17 protein-coding genes and 2 tRNA genes are annotated in these 20538 nt (G+C 45.6%); 4 read left to right on the forward strand and 15 right to left on the reverse strand.

All coding sequences use genetic code 11. The features are described from left to right. Position 1 precedes the first annotated feature (1 nt). The 11 genes from ACSAZK_RS06985 to ACSAZK_RS07035 form a co-directional block, all read right to left on the reverse strand. Complete coding sequence (locus tag ACSAZK_RS06985) at positions 2–1738, reverse strand: ATP synthase subunit A (RefSeq protein WP_440956644.1); 1737 nt, start codon at positions 1736–1738, stop codon at positions 2–4. After that, the gene (locus ACSAZK_RS06990; RefSeq protein ID WP_440956645.1) at positions 1729–2034 is read right to left on the reverse strand and encodes a V-type ATP synthase subunit F; all 306 of its coding nucleotides are present in this window, start codon (positions 2032–2034) and stop codon (positions 1729–1731) included. Before ACSAZK_RS06990 ends, ACSAZK_RS06985 begins: the two co-directional genes overlap by 10 nt. Continuing rightward, positions 2034–3116: a V-type ATP synthase subunit C gene (locus ACSAZK_RS06995; RefSeq protein ID WP_440956646.1), complete on the reverse strand. Its 1083-nt coding sequence runs from the start codon at positions 3114–3116 to the stop codon at positions 2034–2036. Before ACSAZK_RS06995 ends, ACSAZK_RS06990 begins: the two co-directional genes overlap by 1 nt. Positions 3117–3122: 6 nt before the next feature. After that, positions 3123–3674 carry a V-type ATP synthase subunit E gene (locus ACSAZK_RS07000; protein ID WP_440956647.1) on the reverse strand — a complete coding sequence of 184 codons (552 nt, stop codon included), beginning with the start codon at positions 3672–3674 and terminating at the stop codon, positions 3123–3125. Between the two features lie 192 nt (positions 3675–3866). After that, the gene (locus tag ACSAZK_RS07005) at positions 3867–4118 is read right to left on the reverse strand and encodes a V-type ATP synthase subunit K (RefSeq protein WP_440956648.1); all 252 of its coding nucleotides are present in this window, start codon (positions 4116–4118) and stop codon (positions 3867–3869) included. A gap of 4 nt (positions 4119–4122) precedes the next feature. After that, positions 4123–6060: a V-type ATP synthase subunit I gene (locus tag ACSAZK_RS07010; RefSeq protein ID WP_440956649.1), complete on the reverse strand. Its 1938-nt coding sequence runs from the start codon at positions 6058–6060 to the stop codon at positions 4123–4125. Next, positions 6053–6382 (reverse strand): ATP synthase archaeal subunit H, encoded by a 330-nt coding sequence (ahaH, locus tag ACSAZK_RS07015; protein WP_440956650.1) that lies wholly within the window; start codon positions 6380–6382, stop codon positions 6053–6055. The genes ACSAZK_RS07010 and ahaH overlap by 8 nt, the downstream gene beginning before the upstream one ends. A 1044-nt stretch (positions 6383–7426) precedes the next feature. After that, on the reverse strand, positions 7427–8605 hold the full coding sequence (locus ACSAZK_RS07020; RefSeq protein WP_440956651.1) for a radical SAM protein: 1179 nt from the start codon (positions 8603–8605) through the stop codon (positions 7427–7429). A 202-nt stretch (positions 8606–8807) separates the two neighbouring features. Then, complete coding sequence (locus tag ACSAZK_RS07025; RefSeq protein WP_440956652.1) at positions 8808–9665, reverse strand: polyprenyl synthetase family protein; 858 nt, start codon at positions 9663–9665, stop codon at positions 8808–8810. A gap of 5 nt (positions 9666–9670) precedes the next feature. Further along, positions 9671–10051, reverse strand: coding sequence for a cytochrome c maturation protein CcmE domain-containing protein (locus ACSAZK_RS07030; RefSeq protein ID WP_048177731.1), 381 nt, complete (start codon positions 10049–10051; stop codon positions 9671–9673). A 23-nt stretch (positions 10052–10074) separates the two neighbouring features. Further along, a complete protein-coding gene (locus ACSAZK_RS07035) occupies positions 10075–10179 on the reverse strand; it encodes a CcmD family protein (protein ID WP_156153655.1) in 105 nt (34 codons plus the stop codon). A 961-nt stretch (positions 10180–11140) separates the two neighbouring features. On the opposite strand from ACSAZK_RS07035, the gene ACSAZK_RS07040 reads away from it, so the two are divergent. The 4 genes from ACSAZK_RS07040 (at position 11141) to ACSAZK_RS07055 (ending at position 16023) form a co-directional block, all read left to right on the forward strand. Then, positions 11141–11359 carry a hypothetical protein gene (locus ACSAZK_RS07040; protein ID WP_440956653.1) on the forward strand — a complete coding sequence of 73 codons (219 nt, stop codon included), beginning with the start codon at positions 11141–11143 and terminating at the stop codon, positions 11357–11359. 95 nt (positions 11360–11454) lie between these two features. After that, positions 11455–11526 (forward strand) — tRNA-Gly (locus ACSAZK_RS07045). A gap of 74 nt (positions 11527–11600) precedes the next feature. After that, a tRNA-Leu gene (locus ACSAZK_RS07050) sits at positions 11601–11683 on the forward strand. A gap of 542 nt (positions 11684–12225) precedes the next feature. After that, on the forward strand, positions 12226–16023 hold the full coding sequence (locus tag ACSAZK_RS07055) for a PGF-pre-PGF domain-containing protein (protein WP_440956654.1): 3798 nt from the start codon (positions 12226–12228) through the stop codon (positions 16021–16023). Positions 16024–16166: 143 nt separating this feature from the next. On the opposite strand, the gene ACSAZK_RS07060 is transcribed toward ACSAZK_RS07055, so the two are convergent. The 4 genes from ACSAZK_RS07060 to iscB form a co-directional block, all read right to left on the reverse strand. Continuing rightward, positions 16167–16685, reverse strand: coding sequence for a phosphatase PAP2 family protein (locus tag ACSAZK_RS07060; RefSeq protein ID WP_440956655.1), 519 nt, complete (start codon positions 16683–16685; stop codon positions 16167–16169). A gap of 86 nt (positions 16686–16771) precedes the next feature. After that, complete coding sequence (locus ACSAZK_RS07065; protein ID WP_440956656.1) at positions 16772–18295, reverse strand: MBL fold metallo-hydrolase; 1524 nt, start codon at positions 18293–18295, stop codon at positions 16772–16774. 210 nt (positions 18296–18505) lie between these two features. Then, positions 18506–19021, reverse strand: coding sequence for a GIY-YIG nuclease family protein (locus ACSAZK_RS07070; protein ID WP_440956657.1), 516 nt, complete (start codon positions 19019–19021; stop codon positions 18506–18508). A 6-nt stretch (positions 19022–19027) separates the two neighbouring features. Then, complete coding sequence (iscB, locus tag ACSAZK_RS07075; RefSeq protein WP_440956658.1) at positions 19028–20320, reverse strand: RNA-guided endonuclease IscB; 1293 nt, start codon at positions 20318–20320, stop codon at positions 19028–19030. Positions 20321–20538: the final 218 nt, after the last annotated feature.

The following is a 20538-nucleotide window of genomic DNA, read 5'->3' on the forward strand; positions in this document are numbered from 1 at the left end:
CTCACCTACCTCCAAGGGCTGCGAACTCCTTATCCATCTTGGCAAGGACAGCATTGAGGGAACCGTCAAAGTCCTCTTCGTACTTAACCTTGGCAAGTTCGTCCTTGGCTTCCGACTTGAGAATTTCCGTCATCGGAACACCGGAACTCAGAGCCTCGTTTGCAGCATCTCCGAACTTCATGATGGCCTGCATAGTCTTGTACTGTTCGGCAAACGGACTGTAGGTATCTATCGGGTGGAATGCATTCTGCTGCAGGAAGACTTCCCTAAGAAGACGGGTGATTTCGAGCAGAAGCTGCTGGTCTTCCGGCAGAGCGTCGGAACCGACAAGCTGCACGATTTCCTGCAGTTCGGATTCTACCTGAAGCATGTCCATTGCTTTATCCCTGAGAGCTACCCAGTCAGGTGCCACATTATCTGCAAACCAGTCAGTGAGACCTTCCTTATACAGACTGTAACTGTTCAGCCAGTTGATAGCAGGGAAGTGCCGCCTCTGGGACAGTTTGGAGTCCAGAGCCCAGAACACTTTCACGATACGCAGGGTGTTCTGCGTAACAGGCTCGGTAAAGTCACCGCCTGGTGGGGATACTGCTCCAATAACCGTGATGGAACCTTTCTCACCACAGAGAGATTCAGCAACACCCGCACGCTCGTAGAATTCTGCCAGCCTTGCTGCCAGGTATGCCGGGTAACCTTCTTCACCAGGCATTTCTTCGAGACGGGAGGAGATTTCTCTCATTGCTTCGGCCCATCTGGATGTGGAGTCTGCCATCAGGGACACGTCGTATCCCATGTCACGGAAGTACTCCGCAATGGTGATCCCGGTGTACACGGAAGCTTCCCTTGCTGCCACAGGCATATTGGAAGTGTTAGCAATAAGGACAGTACGCTCCATGAGCGGCCTTCCGGTCTGGGGGTCTTCGAGATCGGGGAAGTCGTTCAGAACATCAGCCATCTCGTTACCACGTTCACCGCATCCGATGTAAACCACGATTTCAGTGTCACTCCACTTTGCAAGCTGCTGCTGGGTGACAGTCTTTCCGGATCCGAATGGCCCGGGGATTGCAGCGGTACCACCTTTTGCTACAGGGAAGAGCCCGTCAAGGATCCTCTGTCCCGTAACCAGCGGCTTTTCAGGAGTGAGTTTTTTCCTGACAGGTCTGGGAACTCTGACAGGCCACCTCTGCATCATCGTCAGTTCGGTCCCGTCAGTGAGGGTACAGACCGTATCCTCAACTGTAAAGTTTCCGCTCTTGATTTCGGCAATTGTTCCTGAGATGTTGGGGGGCATCATTATCTTGTGCTCAAGGTTAACAGTTTCCTGAACAACACCGAATACTTCTCCGCCCTTTACAACGTCGCCTTTCTTGACAACAGGCTTGAATTCCCAGATTTTTTTGTGGTCAAGCCCATCTGCGCTGACACCTCTCTGGATGAAACTGCCCATTTTCTCAAGCAAGACGTGCAGCGGCCTCTGGACCCCATCATAAATACTGGAGAGGAGACCCGGACCAAGTTCAACGGCCAGAGACATACCTGTGGTTTCACAGGGCTCACCGGGCATGATGCCGGCTGTCTCTTCGTATACCTGGATGACGGTCTTGTCACCTCGAATCTGGATGACTTCACCCATCAGCCCTTCGTTTCCGACTTTGACCAGGTCATACATTTTTGCATCCAAGCCAATGGCGGTAACGACAGGCCCAGCCACACGATAAATTTCACTTTTTACTTCCACAGATCAACACCTACCGCTTGTTTTATTTTATCTCTTAAACTCATTGAGCCTTCGCCAGAACCTCCAAGGGCTACAACTGTTGGCTGTACTGACTCAGTCAAGTTCTTCATCAAAATTTCCGGCAGATTACCAATGTCATCATTATGCATTACAAGAATCCCGACATTCTTATCATCAAGCACCTCTTTTACCGCGAATTCGAGTGCTTCGGCATCAGCAGCATCATATACCTTTCTGATCCCGGCCAGCCTGAACCCTGTAACAAAACCGCTTTTTCCGATCACTGCTAGCTCCATTAGATTACCACCAACTGATCTTTGATTATTGTATCATCGAGGCCTGCTTCCTTCCCCCGGAAGATGATCCGAAGGTTAAGAACCTCATTCCTCTTGTAGATGATATAATCCATAATAGGTACAATTGAGATCGGAGATACATGCGAATAAGTGGTTGCGGATTCAAGATAGTACTTTGTGAGTCTGCTTTCCAGATTTGTCAGGGAATCCATGCCCGGGCCAGTAACGGTAGAAATAGCTTCCCAGTACTGCGTTTTTTGAAGTGCCTCGATAAACTCCTCATAAGGAAGAGCTGCGAGTTTTTCAATCTTCAATTCAAGCCCGCCCTCGATCATAAGGGGCATGATCTCATCAAGCTGCTCGACTCCCGCCTTTTTCAGCCTGAAGAGGGTACATAGATTCTTGACATCAACTTCCAGTTTGATAAACCTGGCAAAGAGTTTGCGGTCTTTAGACCTTGGCCTTCCGATTGCAGCAAACAGACCAGAATAATACATCTTGTCAAGTTCGTTTTCGATATACGCCAGGTTGGTCCCGTCATATTCCTGCAGCAGGGGATAATATTCAGTATCATTCAGAGCTTCGATGACGTTCTGATATGATTCTTTGGCTGCAAGTTCAGACAGAAATGTGTAGGTAAACTCCCCGGCAGCAATCAGAGATTCGAGAATCTCTTCAACAGATGCGTTATACTGTTTCCCGCGGAGAAGTGTTTTTACATCCCAGTAATCGTACCTTTTCAGGTATTCCGAAACCAGGTAATTGGGATCTCCTGCGGTGATCCGAAGTAACTTATCATAGGTGAGCGCAAGATTCCTGTTCAGTGCATGTTCTGCCAGATCGCCACCACTGTATTTCATTGCCAGTTCGTCAATGTCGTTTTTATATTCAGACTCTTGGATAAAGCGGGTAATTTCGTCAATGCCCATATTGAGAAGCCGCGGGTAAGTTTCTCTAGGGAGCAACTTACTTTTCATCGCACGTACACGGGTTACGGCATAAGCATAGTTAGAAGTGCCTTTTTTCTTCTTACTAGATGTTCTTGAGGGTTTTTTCCCCCAGATTCTCTCCAAAAGCCGCATTGGACATCACCCGTATAAGGTATCTGATATCTGTTTCAATGAACGTTCATACACGTTTTTAAGGATTAAATCGTATGTGAAGTCTAACCTAATTGTCCCGTCTTCGTTCTCCAGAACAATTCCGCCAATACTTTTGATATTGCCAGCATAGGTTAATGAAGATAATTTCGTGACAAGCTCCTCGGAATCCTTGGAAGAATAGACTTTGGCACCGCTTGCTTCATATTTGTCAATCAGGTAATTTAACAATTCTTCGTTTTTGGACACTGGCATAGACTTGATTGACTCAAGGGCTTGATTATAAACTTTATCCAGAAGTTCTTTGCGCTTGTTAAGCGTGATTCTTTTTACTTCCAGGTTTGCACTAGATATAACCTGCTGGTGCATCTTTTGGAGGTCCTCTTCCACCTTGGCAAGGCTATCCCCGAGCATCTTTTTCTGGGCTTCCTTTGCCTCATTAATGATCTCGGATGCTTTTGCCTCGCCTTCGGCATTTATGCGGGATACCTCGGCCTGTGCACCCTCCTGGATGTCTTTTACAACAATCTCTAGTCCCATGCTTACACCTCCAAATAAATTTAGAGCAAAAAAATGCTCTAAAGGCTTAGAGAAGATACTCTAAGCTGCTTAGAGTGGACGATACCTGAAACTTAGAGCAATAGCACTCTAAGTTCCCCTGGATAAAAAGAGTACCCTAAGAAACCCAGAGCAAATGCTCTAAGAAATTTAAGAGCGGGGTACGCTCTTAAATTAGGCAGAGTTAATAAGCAGTGCAACGACAAGACCGAAGATAACGATGGTTTCCGGAATGACAGTAAGAATCAGACCCTTACCGAATAATCCTTCGTTTTCGGCCATTGCGCCGATTGCTGCGGTACCGATCTCCTTTTCTGCCCATGCAGATGCAAGGCCGGTTACTGTAATTGCGATTGCTGCACCGAGTGCCCTCATTCCTGCTGCGTCCAAAATCATGCTTGATACTGCTAATTCTTCTCCTACCATGTTTTTATTCCTCCGTGTATTTTCTTATATATCCGAATGGGTTGTATCTTTTACCCCCGCCTTCGTAGAACTTACCAAAGAACTCGACGTACTGCAACCTGAGTGCATGCAGTCCGGGGGCAATAATACTCAGGACGCTGTTCAAAGCATGTCCGAGTACAAACACAAGTATTGCAGCTACTGCTACGAAACCGATCTTGGAATGGTCGGCCCAGATCATTTCGAAAGCAATATCATTGACCGTACCGGCGATGTAAATTGAAGACAGCCCTACTGCGATGATACGGGCATACGACAGTGCGTTACCCATAAGAGATGGCAATTCAATCGGACCTTTGATACCTTCACCTTTGGTGAGCATCGCAACTCCGACAACAAGGACAACAATACCGACATTAGTCAGCATAGAGTTGCCGCCAAGTGCACCAGCTGCTGCTACAATTGCACCGAGTTCAATAATGATCCAACTGCCTTTTTCAAGGACTGCAAGGGTAACTCCGTGGTGCCTGGAAACGTTTAAAAATCCTAACAGGAACCCGAAATTTAAGTGAAGCAGACCTACAATGACAGTTGCTGCAATCATAGTCATTACCATGTGAGTTCTGTGGATCGGGAAAGTAACCATTTCGCCACCGAGACCGGAGAACAGATTAATGGTTTCCCACCCCGGGATCAGGCCTGGTTCGTGATGTAACCCTGCCAACGGGAATCCCATGAACTCACCGTATATTATTCCAAATATAAATGTCGATATCTGACAATAGATCAGAATATCCATGAGAGGCTGTACAGCTTCCGATTTCACGGCCTTTTTGATCGCGAACGCAAGCCCTCCCAGAATAAGAGCATACCCGATGTCACCAAGAATCATCCCATACAACAGCGGGAAAGTGATAAAGATCGCTGCTGACGGATCAATTTCGGTGTAATTGGGTCTTGAATACAGATCCATGATCTGCTGCATAGGTGCCACGACCTTGGAGTTGTTGTACTCGACCGGGACATGATGCTCCTCCTCTTCTTCTATTGTGAGTTTGGAGATGTATGCCCGACCGTTAGAGGCACTGTTGACAGCACTGACCAGGGTATCGTAGTTCTCACTGGGAGTCCAACCCTCGATAATGAATGCATTTGCAGATGTAGCTATTCTCAGAGGCAGTTCTGCCTTCTGACTCTCGATACTCAGGACCTCGTCACTGGCCAGGATGAAATCGACATATTTGGCATTCATGGATTCGATTTCAGCCCGCGTGGACTCGATCTTCTTGCTGATCTCAGCTTCCTTCTGTTCGATTAATCTCAACAGTTCGCTTGGAACACCACCTCTTCCCGGAACTCTAAGTTCCCTAAATCCAAGACCCTGAAGTAACTCGTAGATTCTGTCTGCATCTCCTTGAGCTGTGAAAAGTACAATTGTTTTTGATTGAGGGTCAGAGTACAGTTCAAATGCCTTGGTGATGCTTGAAACCTGACTTTCATCCAGGCTACCTTTGATAGTGCCTGCAAAAACCTTTAGGTTCTCATAGCCACGGCAGTAATCGAAGTCTAGATTAATGGATAGGAAAGGTAAAAGTTCATTCCTCTGGGAATCCAGGTCCTTTAACTCGTTTTCGAGTTTGGCAATTGTTTCTGTTTTTACTGAGATTCCCCGGTCCAGTTCCTCCAGTTTCGAATCAAGATCGCGCAGGACAGCATCAGATTTCTGAACTACCGGTTCTTTTTCTGCAATCCCCAAATAATTGGCGATGGAACGGATTTTCACAAGCTTTTTAGAGACGTCTTCAGCGTTTTTGAACGGCTTGTCGATTTTGAAACCAGATTCGTCTTCGACAAAATCTTCGATATGAAAGAGATTCGAATCATGCAGTGCATCGATGGTTTGTTTAAGAATGCTTTTATGTCCGACAATGACGGCCTTTGTCATCTCTTTAGGTCTACTCATTAAAGACCGCCCTCTCAAACTCCTGTACTAGGTAATTGACGGATTTGTCGATGTTAGCTTGAGCTTTTTGGGACATGGCTAATGCGTTTTGCTCACCATCGTTAATGATCTTATCTCTTTCTTCCAGGATCTTTTCGTCACCCTCTTTAAAAGAGTCTTGTGCAGCTTTATGTGCATCGATTTCGGCTTGCTTCAGGATTTCCCTGGCTTCAGCCCTTGCATCAGAGATGCGTTTGTTTTTGGACTCAATGGCCTGGTCGACCATTGATTTCGCATTCTCTTCTGCTTTTTTGATTTCAGATAAGATTTCATTTTTAGCCATGTGAATCTCCGTCTCTCAAAATTTAGTATATAAATTAATAATTAAAAATTCCTACTCCGAAGGATGTAGTTAACAAACCCTTCGTGAAAGAACTATATAACAGCTTCGGTTTTATCAAAGAAGATAAGGCTTTTTATAACTATTAATCATTACATAAATACAATTGAAGAATATTCTCAGAAGTTCAAAAATATAAATAGTAAAATATAAAGGAAAAATACACAAAGATTAAATAATACAGTAAAAAATAATTGCATCCAAACTGAATAAAATAATTAATAATGAGTGGAATTCCTGCCCCAGGCCCTATAAAAAATGCAGGAAAAAGGGAAAAATAACAAAGCAAATAACAAAGTAGCAACAGACCCTTACCCTCTGAAACATTATTTCTTGAAACTTACCTTCCATGCCTGTTCTCTGAGACTTAATTCCTTGTAACTTGCATAGAGTTTGTCCTCCGAGGTCTTGACCCCTAATTCCTATTCAATGAGGCCTTTTTCGATGAATAATTGGCCTATGAACTATGGCCTATGAACTATTGACCTATGAGACCTGGGTCTCGAATTCTTAGCCTATGAGGTCTTGGTTTCTCTACCTTTTTCGTAACCAGAACTTCTCATGAATTCCGTATCCATTTTTAATCACAAATCATAGCATGCAATCATTTTTGTTACCTGGTGAGGAATACAAAAAAGTCCGCATTCCCATCGACCCCGAAAAAAGCAAAAAACCTGTTGAAATAAATCTACTGAAAAACTGCTGAGCTTCCAAACCTAAAATTTCCCACCTGACCTAAAAAATCTCCCACCTGACCTAAAGAAAGAAATAATTTTACTTAATTTTGCCCTCCAAGCCTTAAGTAGAATTATTTTTTTAAAATAATCCATTTTTAAACCTAAAAATTAGAATAAAGAAGGAAATAGGACAAAAAATAGTAAATTATGGAAAAATAAATAAACAAACGAAAAATTGGCCTCAAAAAAGAGAAAAATTGGAGGAAAAACCCATAAGATAGGCATTCCAACCAACAATTTTCGGGAAAAATTATTTAACTCTGAAAGGGATCCTTGCCCCTTTGGGGATAGTGTGGATATACTCATTCCGGAACTCGGGATTTCGCATCATGCAGTATGAGGCATCCTTTTTGTAAGCGATGTGTTTCCCCATGCGTTTCCAGATTGCCTCCAGAGGTTCCTCACAGATGTTCCCAAAGGAAAGAGGTGTGTAAGCACAGGGCATTACCTCTCCGTCCGAAGCTACATGCATCCAGCGCTTACCCGCAAAGCACCCGAAAAGGTCAGGCCCCATGAAATAAGGGAAAGCCGTTACTCTGGGCCCCTCAGGCTTGCTGTTCATTGCTTTCTGGAATTTTTCGAGCCTTTTTACATCCTTTTCGCTTATTACCTCATCTTCGTGGTCAAGCCATCGCCCGACAGCGATGATCTCATAGATAGAAACCTCATGCATGCCCAGGTCGACTGCAAGCGAGTAGAAATCATCCAGATCGTCAATATTGTGCGGAGAAACTACAACAAACATGTCCGTAAAGATTCCCGCAGCCTTTGCATTTTTGATTCCGGAAATTGCGTCTTCGTATGCTCCGTCACGTCCGCGGAAACGGTCATGTTCGGCTTTGAAAGGACTGTCCAGGCTGATCCGGGCAGCATAGAGCCCTGCGGCTTTGAGCGCTTCTGCCCGCTCTTCGGAAAGCTTGTACCCGGAAGTAAAGCAGGTTGCAATTGCCCGGGACTTGTCCACACGAGCAACCATGTCAACGAGATCATTTCGAAGCATGGTCTCCCCGCCATCAAAGGAAACGAGGTAGGCACCAAGGTCCAGGCTCTGGTCCACAGCCCCGCATATCTCGTCCAGCGTGAGTTCCTTTTCAGGCTTGATATCTGCAGCCCCGCAGTGGAGACAGCGGTTCGGACAGCGGGCAGTGATCCCTATTGAGAACTGGTCAGGGACCCTTTTCTTCCTGATAGCCGCAATTTCCGCACTGATTACCCGGCTGAAGACCGGACCAGGAATAGGGGGGACCCATGTAGAGAAAATAATTTCGTCCTCATTCGCAGAGATGGGTTTTTCTTCTTCAAAGATCCCGTTAATGCGCTTGATGAAGGGCTTAGCAAGCTGGGAGAGAGGCCCCTCCGTATCAAGCACCATTTTTCCGTTTTCTGTACTGGCATTTACTTTGAGCACCGGACTGTCATATACTCGCATGGATTCACCTGATAGAATTATTAGAAAAATTAGTGAGTAGTTGGAAACTTTTTGAGATATAGAGTGGAAAACTGAATGAAATCAGTTCTGGTTTTGTATTATTTTCGGGGTTGTGATGATTTTGCGTTACACTGGTTTCCGCATTGAACTGGTTCCTGCGTTGCACTGGCTTCTGCGTTTTTCAGGAAAAGCCGAAGAATTTTCAGGATTTTTCAAGCAGGTCAAGTGTCACATAATCAGTAGTAAGGAAGAGCTTATCCCTTGCAGGGCATTCCCTGAAGGTATTAAGGACTTCTTTTGCTGCCCGGACATATTTTTCTACTTCTTCGATAGACCGCTCTACGGCTTTTTCCCGGCCCATCTTCGAAGCGTAGATCTGGGGTAGGGTTTCGGACGTAACTTTTGACTCCTTTTCTTCAAGCACTTCAAGGAACTCCAGCAGGTCATCTACAATCTGGTACGCAGTTCCCAGATACTTCCCGAAGAGGGAAAACTTCTCGGCCCCGACATCATCTGCCCCGCCGGCATAAGCCCCTATCAAGGCACTGACTGCAAAAAGAGATGCCGTTTTTCGGAATATGCATTCGAAATAAGCCTCTTCCCCGAACTCCTCTTCGTCCAGTCTAAGGTCAAGGACTTCCCCTTCCGCCATGTCCATTCCAGCTTTCCCAAAAACCCGGACCACTTTTTCCCCATAAGGAGAAATAAGCTCGATTGACTTGGCAATAAGGTAGTCCCCGCAGAGGAGAGCCCGGGAAGGCCCGAACTGTTCAGGAGCCGAAGGCAAATTCCTCCGGATAAGGCCCTGGTCCAGCAGGTCATCGTGAACAAGAGAGGCAGAATGCATCATTTCAACGGCGAGGGCTGCATCGAGGCTCTTTTTATAAGATCCGGAACAGACATCACTCGCCAGCAGGAGAAGAATAGGGCGGACCCTTTTCCCTCCGGAATGACAGACATGCTCCACCATTTTTTTCAGACGGGAGTCCTCCATATCCGTAATGAAGGCTTCAATCCCGGCCTCGACATATCTGTACTCTTCCCATTCTTCAATATTCATTGGAATTACTCCGTATACTTAGATGGGCACCCTGTAACAATCTTATTGGCCTCAATGGTTTCCTCGGAAACCATGGTTCCGCTGATGCTAACCTTCTCCCCTTCCGCGAGGTTTGAGGGCAGGTCACCCGTATATTTGACACGGACCCTCAGGTTTTCAACATCCTCATCCCTGAGCTCGAACAGGGTTATCCCGGGGACCATTTCAATGCTCCCGTATTCCACGATACCCATTGCATTTACTTCTTGCCCTAAGTGGGCCTGGGGGTCAGAAAGGATTTCGGATACCGAGAGGTACCCTGAAGAATCAACGCCATAAAGCCCGACTACGGCCACGGCAAGAATAAAAGCAATTGCGAATAATGTTTTCTTTTTTTTCTGATTCATCTAAAACCACGTATGACGGATCATTACATTAACTTTTTGTTGAGCCTTGCACGCGCCTTGAGCAGCACAAAAATATATGCAAAAATAAGGAGCCAGCTGATTGTGAATGCTAGAATAAAAGGACCCATTCCTATCACATCTTTTGCAAGTTACCGTATTTTCTTCAGAACTCCTGCCCCGGATGCAGGGCAACACAAACAATGAAAGGCTTATTTTGAAAACTTTGTGTGCCTAGCCCTATATAAGGATATATATTCTTTACCCAAGAAATAAAGTTCCCCCAGAAAAACAAATAAAACGAGCCGCAAATGTAAATGATACCCCCCAACCAGAACAGTATAAATAAAGAAAGGAACAAATTGATTTTGTATACAAATATTATTTGAATAGTATTAGTATATTCAACGCAATATAAGTTTACCAAAGATACATCCAACAATATATAAAAAAATAAATATTTAAAATTGTAAAGGAATAAAATGAAGGAAATTTCTCGAAAAATCCCCAATTAACTAGATTAAAAATAGCCTATAGTGAAGAATATATTCTGCAGGATTTACTCTATAATATGTATGTCAAAATATCCTTTTTCCAGGCAAACAAGGTTGACAATATAATAAGAACTATATATAAAACTGAAGAATATAATAGTTAGGAAGTTTCACCCGGTTGGCATGATTACCCCAGAACAGTTTCCTTTTACACCATTTATGATTAAGGGTTCCTGCCCCCCTATTTCGACTGAAAATTATAACTGGTAGTTTTACCTGACAATTCAGTCCAACAATTGTATCTGGCAACCTACATGAGAACCCACCTGAAAATTAGATTAGGCAACCTCAACTGACAACTCTAACTGATAATTTGACATTTTGTGCCTTCTGATATCTCGTTGCTGTCACGGCAACCTCAACTGACAACTCTAACAGGTAATTTGACCCTGCGATTCGATCAGTAAAAACCAGCTGACAACCCTATCCTGACAATTCGACCCAACATTTCTTCCAGAAAATTCAGGCCATACAGGAAGGAGACCTCCAACATGAAGTACAGAACAGCTTCATCATATACCGTGTCGACAAACACTGCATGGTTTCTTCGTTCCCGAAACAGGACACCACGTATTTAACAGAGAGGAAAAGACGGAGAAAAGACGGAGAAAAGACGGAGAAAAAACGAAATAGATCGAAGGTGGAGACCCACCATGGGTTTTGCCCGCAGGAAGAAAATCCACACAACTTTAAGGAGAAGTGGAAGTGGGATGGAGAAATTTCACAAACAAGGGTGAAAAAAACCCTGGATTTTTAAAGATTTCCGGTAAAAAAGAAAAAAGATCGGAAATAATAATAAATGTCAAGCGAAAACGTTATATCTGACAAATACCTCTAGAGGTGTTGCAGTTTGCGTTGATGGTCTAGTGGCTATGACTTGGGCCTTCCAAGCCCAAAACCCGGGTTCGAATCCCGGTCGGCGCATTTTTCCGCTTTTTAGAATCCTGATATGTTTCTATTTTTCGTATTAATCGCGGACGGAATAGAGCCAACCAAGTGCGAGGGTTGCCCAGAGGTCAAAGGCGATGGGCTTAGGACCCATTTTCGTAGGAATTCGTGCGTTCGAATCGCACCCCTCGCATATACCATTTTAGAACTGAGTTTACTATAGCTATGATAGTGGATAGATAGTAGATATGATAATTTCATATTTACACCGCAGCAATTCCATTTGAGAGCTTTGTTTCATGGCGCTTTCGAGATAGTACGAGTACTGACAGAATAAAGCTCTTTTTTCCAAATCCTCTTTTTTTGCAATCAAATACCGGAAATAGAGCTTTCAAACCCATTGATTCTCAAAAAAGTTACTTTCCTACATTAAAAAGGAATAAATGGAAAAGCCGAAAACAGGAAAAAATATAATAAAGTATCAATGACATCCAACATTTAGAAAATTATGATTCTGAATGGAGGAAGTTCACGGTGAAAAACGGCTTTTTATTGCTTGTAACCCTGATAATTGGTTCTCTGGTACTCAGTACCGCTTCAGGAGTTTCAGATAGCGGCATGGAGAAGAAAAATACGGAATTTTCGGAAAATAGGTTCGTCAAAGATAATTTTACAGTTTCTACGGATAGGTTTGCAGAGCCACAATATTCTGAAAATCATACAAACAGAATTTTGTTGAAAAACACCCGCTTTGAAACCCCTGAAAAAGGAAGAGAACTTCAAACGAGCATTGATGAAGCGGAAAAAACCCCTTCTACCCCTGAAACTTACAACTCAGAAAATTACTTTATAGTACAGTTTGATGGGCACATAACGGAGGAATGGAAAAAGAACCTGAAATGTAAAGGGGCAGAGATTCTTGGCTATGTCCCTAATAATGCTTATCTCGTAGGAATGAATTCCTCGGAAAGAGCCGGAGTTGAAGCCCTTGAAGAAGTTCGCTGGGTCGGGGGCTACGATCCGGAGTATAAGATAAGCCCCGAACTGTCAGGACCGGATGGAGAAGGAGAAGAAGAGATAATTGTCGTTCTTTTTGCAGCAAAAGACAGCGCAAATGTCTCCACGGCCCTTGAAGCCCGAGGAGGGACAATTCACGAGAACTCGGGAGAGTTGATCAGGACAACACTCGACCCGGACAAAATCCCAGGCATTGCAGCCCTAAGGGAAGTAAAATGGATCGAAAAATCCGTCCCTGCCGTGCTTTACAACGACGTTGCAAGAAATATTACAGGTGTTTCCGGAATAAATGAGGAATACAACCTGACAGGCAAAGGGCAAATTGTTTGCGTTGCAGATTCGGGACTGGATACCGGAGTCAACGATGCATCAATGCACCCTGACATCCGGGGAAGAATTCTAGACATTATAGATTTTAGCGGGGACGGCGCAATGGATCCGGACGGGCACGGAACCCATGTTACCGGATCTGTCCTCGGGAACGGGACTGCTTCGGGGGGAGGGGTGAGAGGCATGGCCCCGGAAGCTGAACTGGTTTTTGAAGCCGTTGGTGTGAACAATTCAGAGTATCTTTCTGTCCCCGATAACTTAACAGAACTTATCCAGCCTGCATACGATAATGGAACAAGAATACATACGAACAGCTGGGGTAGTGACGCTAACGGAATATATACTATTTATTCACAATATGCGGATCAATTTATGTGGGACCATCCGGAAATGCTAATTCTCTTTTCAGCAGGCAATTCAGGAACCGATTCAAATGGAGACGGGGTTGTTGACCTCGATTCAATAGGTTCCCCGGCGACCGCAAAGAACTGCATATCAGTTGGAGCCTCAGAAAATTATAGGCCGGAGATAGTTGGAACCTGGGGAACTTACTGGCCGGGTGATTACCCGGCAAATCCGATTGCAGAAGATCGCGTATCAGACAATATAGAGGGAGTGGCAGCATTCAGCAGCAGAGGCCCGACTGATGACGGACGGATAAAGCCCGACATCGTGGCGCCGGGCACATACATAGCATCCACACGGTCGAGTCTGGCAGATTCCGATGGATGGGGATACATCAATGAGAATTATGTGTATATGGGAGGCACTAGCATGTCAACACCCATAACCGCAGGTGCGGCAGCCCTTGTCAGGCAGAACTATATGGACAAACTGAATACAACCCCCTCTGCCGCATTGATAAAAGCCACAATCATAAACGGAGCCCATAATATGTCTCCGGGCCAGTATGGGACAGAAGGCAATAGGGAGATAAGCGGATGTCCGGACTTCTCCCAGGGATGGGGCAGGCTGGATATTGGAAAAACCCTCTACCCGGCAGGAGAACGCAGAATACACTTTTCCGATGGTTTGGAAATCCGGGGAGGGGAAAGCTATGAGAATAAATATTACATCAACAACAGCTCGGAGTCCCTCAAGGTGACGCTGGTATGGACCGATTATCCGGCAGATCTCCCGGCGGAAGTCACTCTCGTCAATGACCTCGACCTCTATGTGACCGGACCCGGAGATACACAACACACGGAAGCGGACCACAATAACAACGTTGAACAGGTCGAGATACAAAACCCGGAAAAAGGACTGTACACCGTAAAGGTAAACGGGTTCAATATCCCGCAGGGACCACAACCTTTCGCTTTAGTCCTGTCAGGGGCAACGGGCGAATTCCCCAGGTTGGACATGATTAATATCACCCCGGCCTACTCGAAAATTGCTGTCGGAGGCACAATTAAGTTAAATGTAAGTACGCTGGACCAGTACGGGAACCATTTTGATGCGGATCGAACACTTTCCAGCAGCAATACTACGGTTGGAACCATAAATGATACCACAGGAGTGTTTACCGCCCTAAAACCAGGTAAAACTACGATTACAGCAGAAAGCGGAGAAATAAATGAAACCGCCCTTGTGCAAGTATTTGAGCCCCCTTCATTTAGCGGAGAATGCCCGCTTGACGGCTCATACCTGAATAACAACGTTGCAAAGGTATCTGTAAACATTACTGAAGGAAACGAGGGAATAAGTCCGGCTTCCATTAATATGACAATCAACGGTTTACCTGTGGAAGTTAATGCCATCCGAATTGCTAGCGGATACAGAGTTGAGGAACTGGAGGTCCGGGAGTACCCCGAAGGTATGACCAGAATATCAGTAAACATTACGGACAATTCCACATATCTGACCACTCATTCATGGTCCTTTGTTGTGGACACGATACCTCCTACATCTACAACCCCGGGAGACGCGAGGTTCTCTGCAAATAGCACCGCGAACTTTACAGGGTGGAAACTTTTTGATATAAATCCGGGCTATTACCGGGTATTAAGGGACGGAAAACAGCTCACACCCTTTATGCAATGGGAGAATTCTACAAAAATATCAGTCCCGGTGGATACGGATATCGGACTTGGGGCTTTTAACTACAGCATACAGTACAACGACAGTGCTAATAATTATGGCACACAGGATACCGTCATCATAACCATAAATGACACAACCCCTCCAATAATCAACATAAACTCCCCCCTGGAAGGAGATTCGACAGGTTCGGACTCAATAACAGTATATGGAACTGTAGATGGCACGGGCACATTACCCTCAGTGACCGTAAATGACGTTCCTGCAGAAACATTGCTTGATGGTTTCAGCGGGACCTTTACAAAAACAGTCCCACTCTCCATAGGGGTTAACACAATTTATGCAAATGCCACTGATGCTGCAGGGAACGCAGACAGTGTATCGGTAAACGTTACGAGAAAAGAACCCCGCTCTCCGAGTGGAGGAAAGTCTTCCGGCGGAGGCGGGGGAGGCGGCTCCCCGGAACCTGCGAGCAACGTTCAGGCAAAGGAACTGGCCCAGCAGTTCGTGACAAACGGAAACCACATCAGCTTCACTTTCACGCATGGAGCAACTTCAGTCGCCTATGTGGAATTCGAAGCCAGAAGAACTGCAGGAAAAACCACAACCATTGTAGAAGAACTGAAAGGAAAGTCCTTTTTGACCCCGACCGAACCTGAAGGAGAGGTCTATAGGCACCTGAATATCTGGGTCGGAAACGAAGGTTTCGCAACTCAGGAGAACATTGCCAATGCCACCGTGGGCTTCAGGGTAAACAAGACCTGGATTGCTGAAAAGGAAATTGATCCGAACTCAATTTCCTTCCAGCATTTTAGTGATGAACAATGGAACTCGCTTCCGACTTCAAAAGTCATGCAGGACGAGGAATATATCTACTTAGAAGCGAAAACCCCCGGTTTTTCTCCTTTTGCAATAACCGGGAATGCGAATGAAGTCGAAGTCACACAAAAAATGGAAATATTGCCTACCCCAGAGAATGATTTGAAACATGATAAGGCAAGCACGAAGAATTCAGAGGAAATTGATTCGGAAATGGAAAAAAACAATGAAAATCCCGTGGAAGAAAAGAAGATTCCAGCGCCGGGAACTGGCACTTTCCTGATGCTCCTTGCATGTGCATGTTTGGTGATGAAGAAGAAAAACTGACTCATCACCTTCAAAATACTTTATTTCACGGAATATTTGGACGTGGTTCCGGCTTTCGACAAGACATCATTATGGAGAAAAACATTAAGAAAAACGGGAAAAACACCTCCAGATATCCAGATTGCTTTCAGCTAACCAAGTATTTATTCCGAGCCAGAGATATCCCGGAAAATTCCTGCATTTACCAGCTTTTTTTCCACATAGAGCCAGAGCAGCCCCAGTAAGCAGCCAATCATGGCTCCCACAAGCACGTCCGAAGGGTAGTGGACCCCGATAAAGATCCTGCTCAGGCTGACAAGTACGGCAAAAATCCAAACAGGCAGCTTCAACTTTCCAGCTCTGGGGTGTAAAAAGACCGCAGAGGCGAAAGACATCAAAGTATGCCCACTGGGCATGGAATAACCGGTTGTGCAGGTCACAAAGCGGATATCCTCAGGCCTCGGGACCGCAAAAATGGGTTTAAGTGCCAGGGCCAGGTTCCAGGAGACTAAAAGTAAAGAAAGGTAGAAAAGGGCTTCATTTCTCCCCCGGAAATAAAAAAGAGCTGCAAGGATCAAAAAGAGGAAGTAATCGAACCTGAGGCTTATAAAAAGCATGAAATGGTCCAGGAAAGAAAAGGAATTAAGGACCTGCAGGATGTAGTAATCAAATTCCGAAAACATAAGACCGGAAAACCTCCATTAAAACATTAGATTCTCAATAGAAATATTTAATTTTATTTATGTCAGGAACAGAGGACAACTAACCCTCATTTCCCTGCCCCGTATCGCTCGGAACTCCCGTATACTAGCAGTCGTCCATTCTCGAGCACTGAAACCGAACCGTGCCCGCAGCAGACAATGCACTTTTTACCTTCAGGAGCAAGTTCCGCATCAAGTTCCGAGATGAGGGAGAAAAGGGCATTTCTTTCATCTCTGGCAAGGTTACTATCCACGTTTACCGAGGTCATAAGGTAGTCAGCCAGGACGTTGTACTCGGTCCGTTCCGGGCTCAGGCTCCTGAAGTTTATCAGGGTATCTTGGGGGAAGAGCAGCCCTTCTTCCGGACAGAGGTAGAGAACTTCCCCGTGCATGTGCCCGCCAAGTCCCTGAAGGGCTTCAAACTCAAGTCCCCCTATCCGGAAGCGAGCAATTACCGGGAATGAACCCCTTTTTTCAATATCTGCTTCCCGGGAAGGGAGATCGGGGAAAATTTCGATGTTAGTGGGGAGATTAAACCTGGAAAAGAGGTTGATCATCTTTGTATAAACCTCTTCGAGGATACACTCCTGGTGAGTGGAACCGTAAGCCCTGCTTGTTTCCCTTGCGACTTTCAGAGTGTCCCGGTTCAGAAAAGAGGGAGCTGAGAAGTAGCCAGCAGCCCCGCAGTGGTCGGCGTCCGCGTGAGTGATGTAGATCCTTTTTATCCGGTTCAGGTCCCCGAGCCCATAGTGCTGGAGCATGTTCACGAGATCAGGGAAATATATCCCATACCCGGAATCAATCATCACTCGCTCTTCCGGAGTGTCAAAGAGATAAATATTGCCTCCGCAAGGGGGCTGGAAGCTAAAGAGTTCGATACCGCACCTTATCCGGAACCTCTGTACATCAGCATAAAAACCGGATCCGGAAGTCCGGTTCAGAGTCCCCCCAACTTTAAGTATATTCTCGAAAACTTCCCGGGGGTCCTTATCCAGATTTGAAAGTTCCTGGGCAATATGGTTAATGTCGTGCAGGAACCTCATAAGGAACTCGTCCTCAGCGTCCCCCAAAAAAACCCGCAGTTTCTGGGCAAAACGGAGATAAAAAACCGTGTCGTCGAGCTTTTCCCCTGTGGTGTCGTATTCCAGGATCTCGAGCCTGTACCCGGACTTGAGCCGGTTCAGGAGAGAATCTACCAGTTCCGTGTTCTCGACGTTCAGGCTCACAACCAGCCTTTCGGGGTGCTGCCCGCGGTCGTCGAAGTCCAGGAAGGTTATATTGGACCCTGCCGAGGTGATGTAGTTGAGAAGCTCGAATAAAGCCCCGGGCCGGTTAGGGAGATAAACATGGAACTTGAGGAACGCAACAGGATGCAAGGAAGTCTGAAGGTAGCCTATCTTTTCCAGTTCTTCACGGATTTTCCCATAGGCCCCGGGAGAAGCCGTAACTTCAAAAAAAACAGTCTGTTGATCGATCCTCCTATCGTACTGGATCCTGTTAATGTTTCCCCTGTGCCTCGTGATTATCTCGGCAGCCCTGTGCAAAGCTCCAGGCTTATCCGGCATGCAGGCGATAAACGAAAACTGTTCCATAAGAGATCTCCTGATCGAATAACAATTTATGTTCTTCCCTTTAATGTTCTATAGAAATCTGGAAACCTTAAGCTTTCCTGTATAATATTGTTGAAGAGAAATAAATAGGAAAAAATATAGGAAAAAAATAGGAAATATGAAATCTAAAAAACCGGATCTGTTAAGGCAGGGACCAGGAAAAAACCGAATGTAGTATCCCGAAGGAAACCTTCAAAATTCAAGCACGAAAGGTCGAAGCCCCAGCCCTTCAAACGCCCCCGAAAGATCAGATAACGGATATTTTTCCCTGGAAAAAAGATGCGACCTGCATTTACAGTCCGTGCACCCGAAGCCGGGAACACAGGGCCCGCCGATGGCTCCCGCCAGCAGGCACTCAAGGCGTTCCGGCGTAGCGGCACAGACCGCCGAAACCAGACGGAATGCAGAACAAAAGTGTAGATAGTCCACGTGCCACTTTGGATTTTTGTCTTTGTCCCTGGAAAGCCTTATATGTCTTTGCATCCGCTTAAGCCCGCCCGGACCAAGTGCTGACCCCACATAAATGTGATAGCCTCTTTTGAAAGAAAACTCCCCTTTTTTCCCCACCTGCAGGGCACACTCATGGTTCTCAAATATAAGGCAGTAAACACCTTTTTGGGAAAAGTCAAAATTAGAGCCATCAAAATGAGTATCCGAAGAATTCGGTTCCCTCGAAGCTTCAGGATTTATCGAAGAATCGGCTTTCATCTTACCTCAGCAGGAGACACCTTCCTCGACATTTCCGGCTTGCTGGAAATGGCAGGTGGGGGAGGAATGCGTCAACTGTACCATCTGAACTAATGTAGTACTTCTCGCACTCAGTCTCCTATATTTTTTCTTAACATTGACACTATCTGAAATTTTGTTTCCAAAGAGATCTGAGATTGAAAAATATCCGCTTGACCGTTTGCCTCGAATGAATCCGATCCCCTTAACTGTTTTTACAAGATCGAATTTCCTGAGCCCAAACAGCTTTCCGGTAGGTATTTTCTTCTCTGATCTCTTTCCTTTTCTTTGCTGATAATCTCCCGCAGGAACATGTTTTTTGAAGTAGACCGTATCATCCGGTTCTAGCATCTGACTGTCCCCACAACAGATAGCAAGCGCATCAAAATAATGAGTTTTTTCGAGTCCCAGAACCTGTTCTCTTTTGAATTTTGTCTCGTAGCCGAAAACCTCTTCAAAATTCCAGCCGGATTTCTTGATCCGGGACTTGACAATACCAACTTCCGTGGCATGTTTCGTGTTTGACCTTCTCCCTGAAAGTTCGAATTCCCCGGCATGAAGGGCTGTGTGACAGGTTTCACAGAGCGTAATCAGGTTTTCCGGGGTATCTGACCCCTGCTTTGACCTGAAAACGATGTGATGGCAATGTAGTCGGGAATCCTTTGACTTTCCCCTGCAATGCTGGCAGGTGTAGCCGTCCCTGTGCAGGACGTAAGCCTTGGCATTGTAGAAACCTTTAAGGTCCCCTTCCTGATACCCTGTTCCGGAAACTTCCGGGTTTTTGATTTTGTGGATATCAAAGGAAGCAAGTTCGACCTTCCACTTCGTTACCGGAAGCATGGATTCCACAAACCGTTTTTCCCGGAAATGAGATTCGAGTTTGCTTTTGATGGAAGGAGCTAACCTTCCTTCTCTTCTCGAATTTCCCCGGTTGTCAAACCTTGCTGGCCTGTACCTTGTCTTCCGGCTTCTCCGGCTTCTCCGGCTTCTCCGATACATTTTCCGTTGTTCCATCTTTTTCGAAACGTTTTCTCTCAGGTAGATTTCGGACTGATACAACACTTTTCCGGAAGCGATAGCGGCACATCCTACGGTTTTCGAGCCGGTATCCATCCCGGCAGTTACGGGCTGAGTGTAGCTACTGCTTTCGAAAAGTAACTTGATTGTGAAGGGCGTGGTTCGGATCACTTTTGCCTTTCCGGTTTTGAGCAAGAGCCTCGCCTTTGCCGGATTTGTGGGCATGAGCGGGGTTCCGTCTTTGCTGAGTACAAATACAAACATTTGTAATTGCTCCTATTGAATAGGGTTATGCGTAGCCGGGATTGTGGAGTCAATCACGGTTTCCGGCTTCCTCTCGATCAGATATGGAACGGTTTGATGATGCAAGCACTGTCCCTACCTCTCAGGACTGCTTAACTTGCCTCCTTAGAGCCTGAAACTGAGGCGGCATTCCAGGGTAACTAATTCGCTCCTATCGTTTCCCGATTTTCCTAAGCTCC

This window comes from Methanosarcina sediminis (assembly GCF_052056915.1).
Lineage (GTDB): Archaea > Halobacteriota > Methanosarcinia > Methanosarcinales > Methanosarcinaceae > MTP4.

Bases quoted from the DNA above. Each gene is read 5' to 3' on its own strand.
- ACSAZK_RS06990 (WP_440956645.1), bottom strand. From the start codon at position 2,034: ATGGAGCTAGCAGTGATCGGAAAAAGCGGTTTTGTTACAGGGTTCAGG.
- ACSAZK_RS06995 (WP_440956646.1), bottom strand. From the start codon at position 3,116: ATGCGGCTTTTGGAGAGAATCTGGGGGAAAAAACCCTCAAGAACATCT.
- ACSAZK_RS07000 (WP_440956647.1), bottom strand. From the start codon at position 3,674: ATGGGACTAGAGATTGTTGTAAAAGACATCCAGGAGGGTGCACAGGCC.
- ACSAZK_RS07005 (WP_440956648.1), bottom strand. From the start codon at position 4,118: ATGGTAGGAGAAGAATTAGCAGTATCAAGCATGATTTTGGACGCAGCA.
- ACSAZK_RS07010 (WP_440956649.1), bottom strand. From the start codon at position 6,060: ATGAGTAGACCTAAAGAGATGACAAAGGCCGTCATTGTCGGACATAAA.
- ahaH (WP_440956650.1), bottom strand. From the start codon at position 6,382: ATGGCTAAAAATGAAATCTTATCTGAAATCAAAAAAGCAGAAGAGAAT.
- ACSAZK_RS07020 (WP_440956651.1), bottom strand. From the start codon at position 8,605: ATGCGAGTATATGACAGTCCGGTGCTCAAAGTAAATGCCAGTACAGAA.
- ACSAZK_RS07025 (WP_440956652.1), bottom strand. From the start codon at position 9,665: ATGAATATTGAAGAATGGGAAGAGTACAGATATGTCGAGGCCGGGATT.
- ACSAZK_RS07030 (WP_048177731.1), bottom strand. From the start codon at position 10,051: ATGAATCAGAAAAAAAAGAAAACATTATTCGCAATTGCTTTTATTCTT.
- ACSAZK_RS07035 (WP_156153655.1), bottom strand. From the start codon at position 10,179: ATGGGTCCTTTTATTCTAGCATTCACAATCAGCTGGCTCCTTATTTTT.
- ACSAZK_RS07040 (WP_440956653.1), top strand. From the start codon at position 11,141: ATGGTTTCTTCGTTCCCGAAACAGGACACCACGTATTTAACAGAGAGG.
- ACSAZK_RS07060 (WP_440956655.1), bottom strand. From the start codon at position 16,685: ATGTTTTCGGAATTTGATTACTACATCCTGCAGGTCCTTAATTCCTTT.
- ACSAZK_RS07065 (WP_440956656.1), bottom strand. From the start codon at position 18,295: ATGGAACAGTTTTCGTTTATCGCCTGCATGCCGGATAAGCCTGGAGCT.
- ACSAZK_RS07070 (WP_440956657.1), bottom strand. From the start codon at position 19,021: ATGAAAGCCGATTCTTCGATAAATCCTGAAGCTTCGAGGGAACCGAAT.
- iscB (WP_440956658.1), bottom strand. From the start codon at position 20,320: ATGTTTGTATTTGTACTCAGCAAAGACGGAACCCCGCTCATGCCCACA.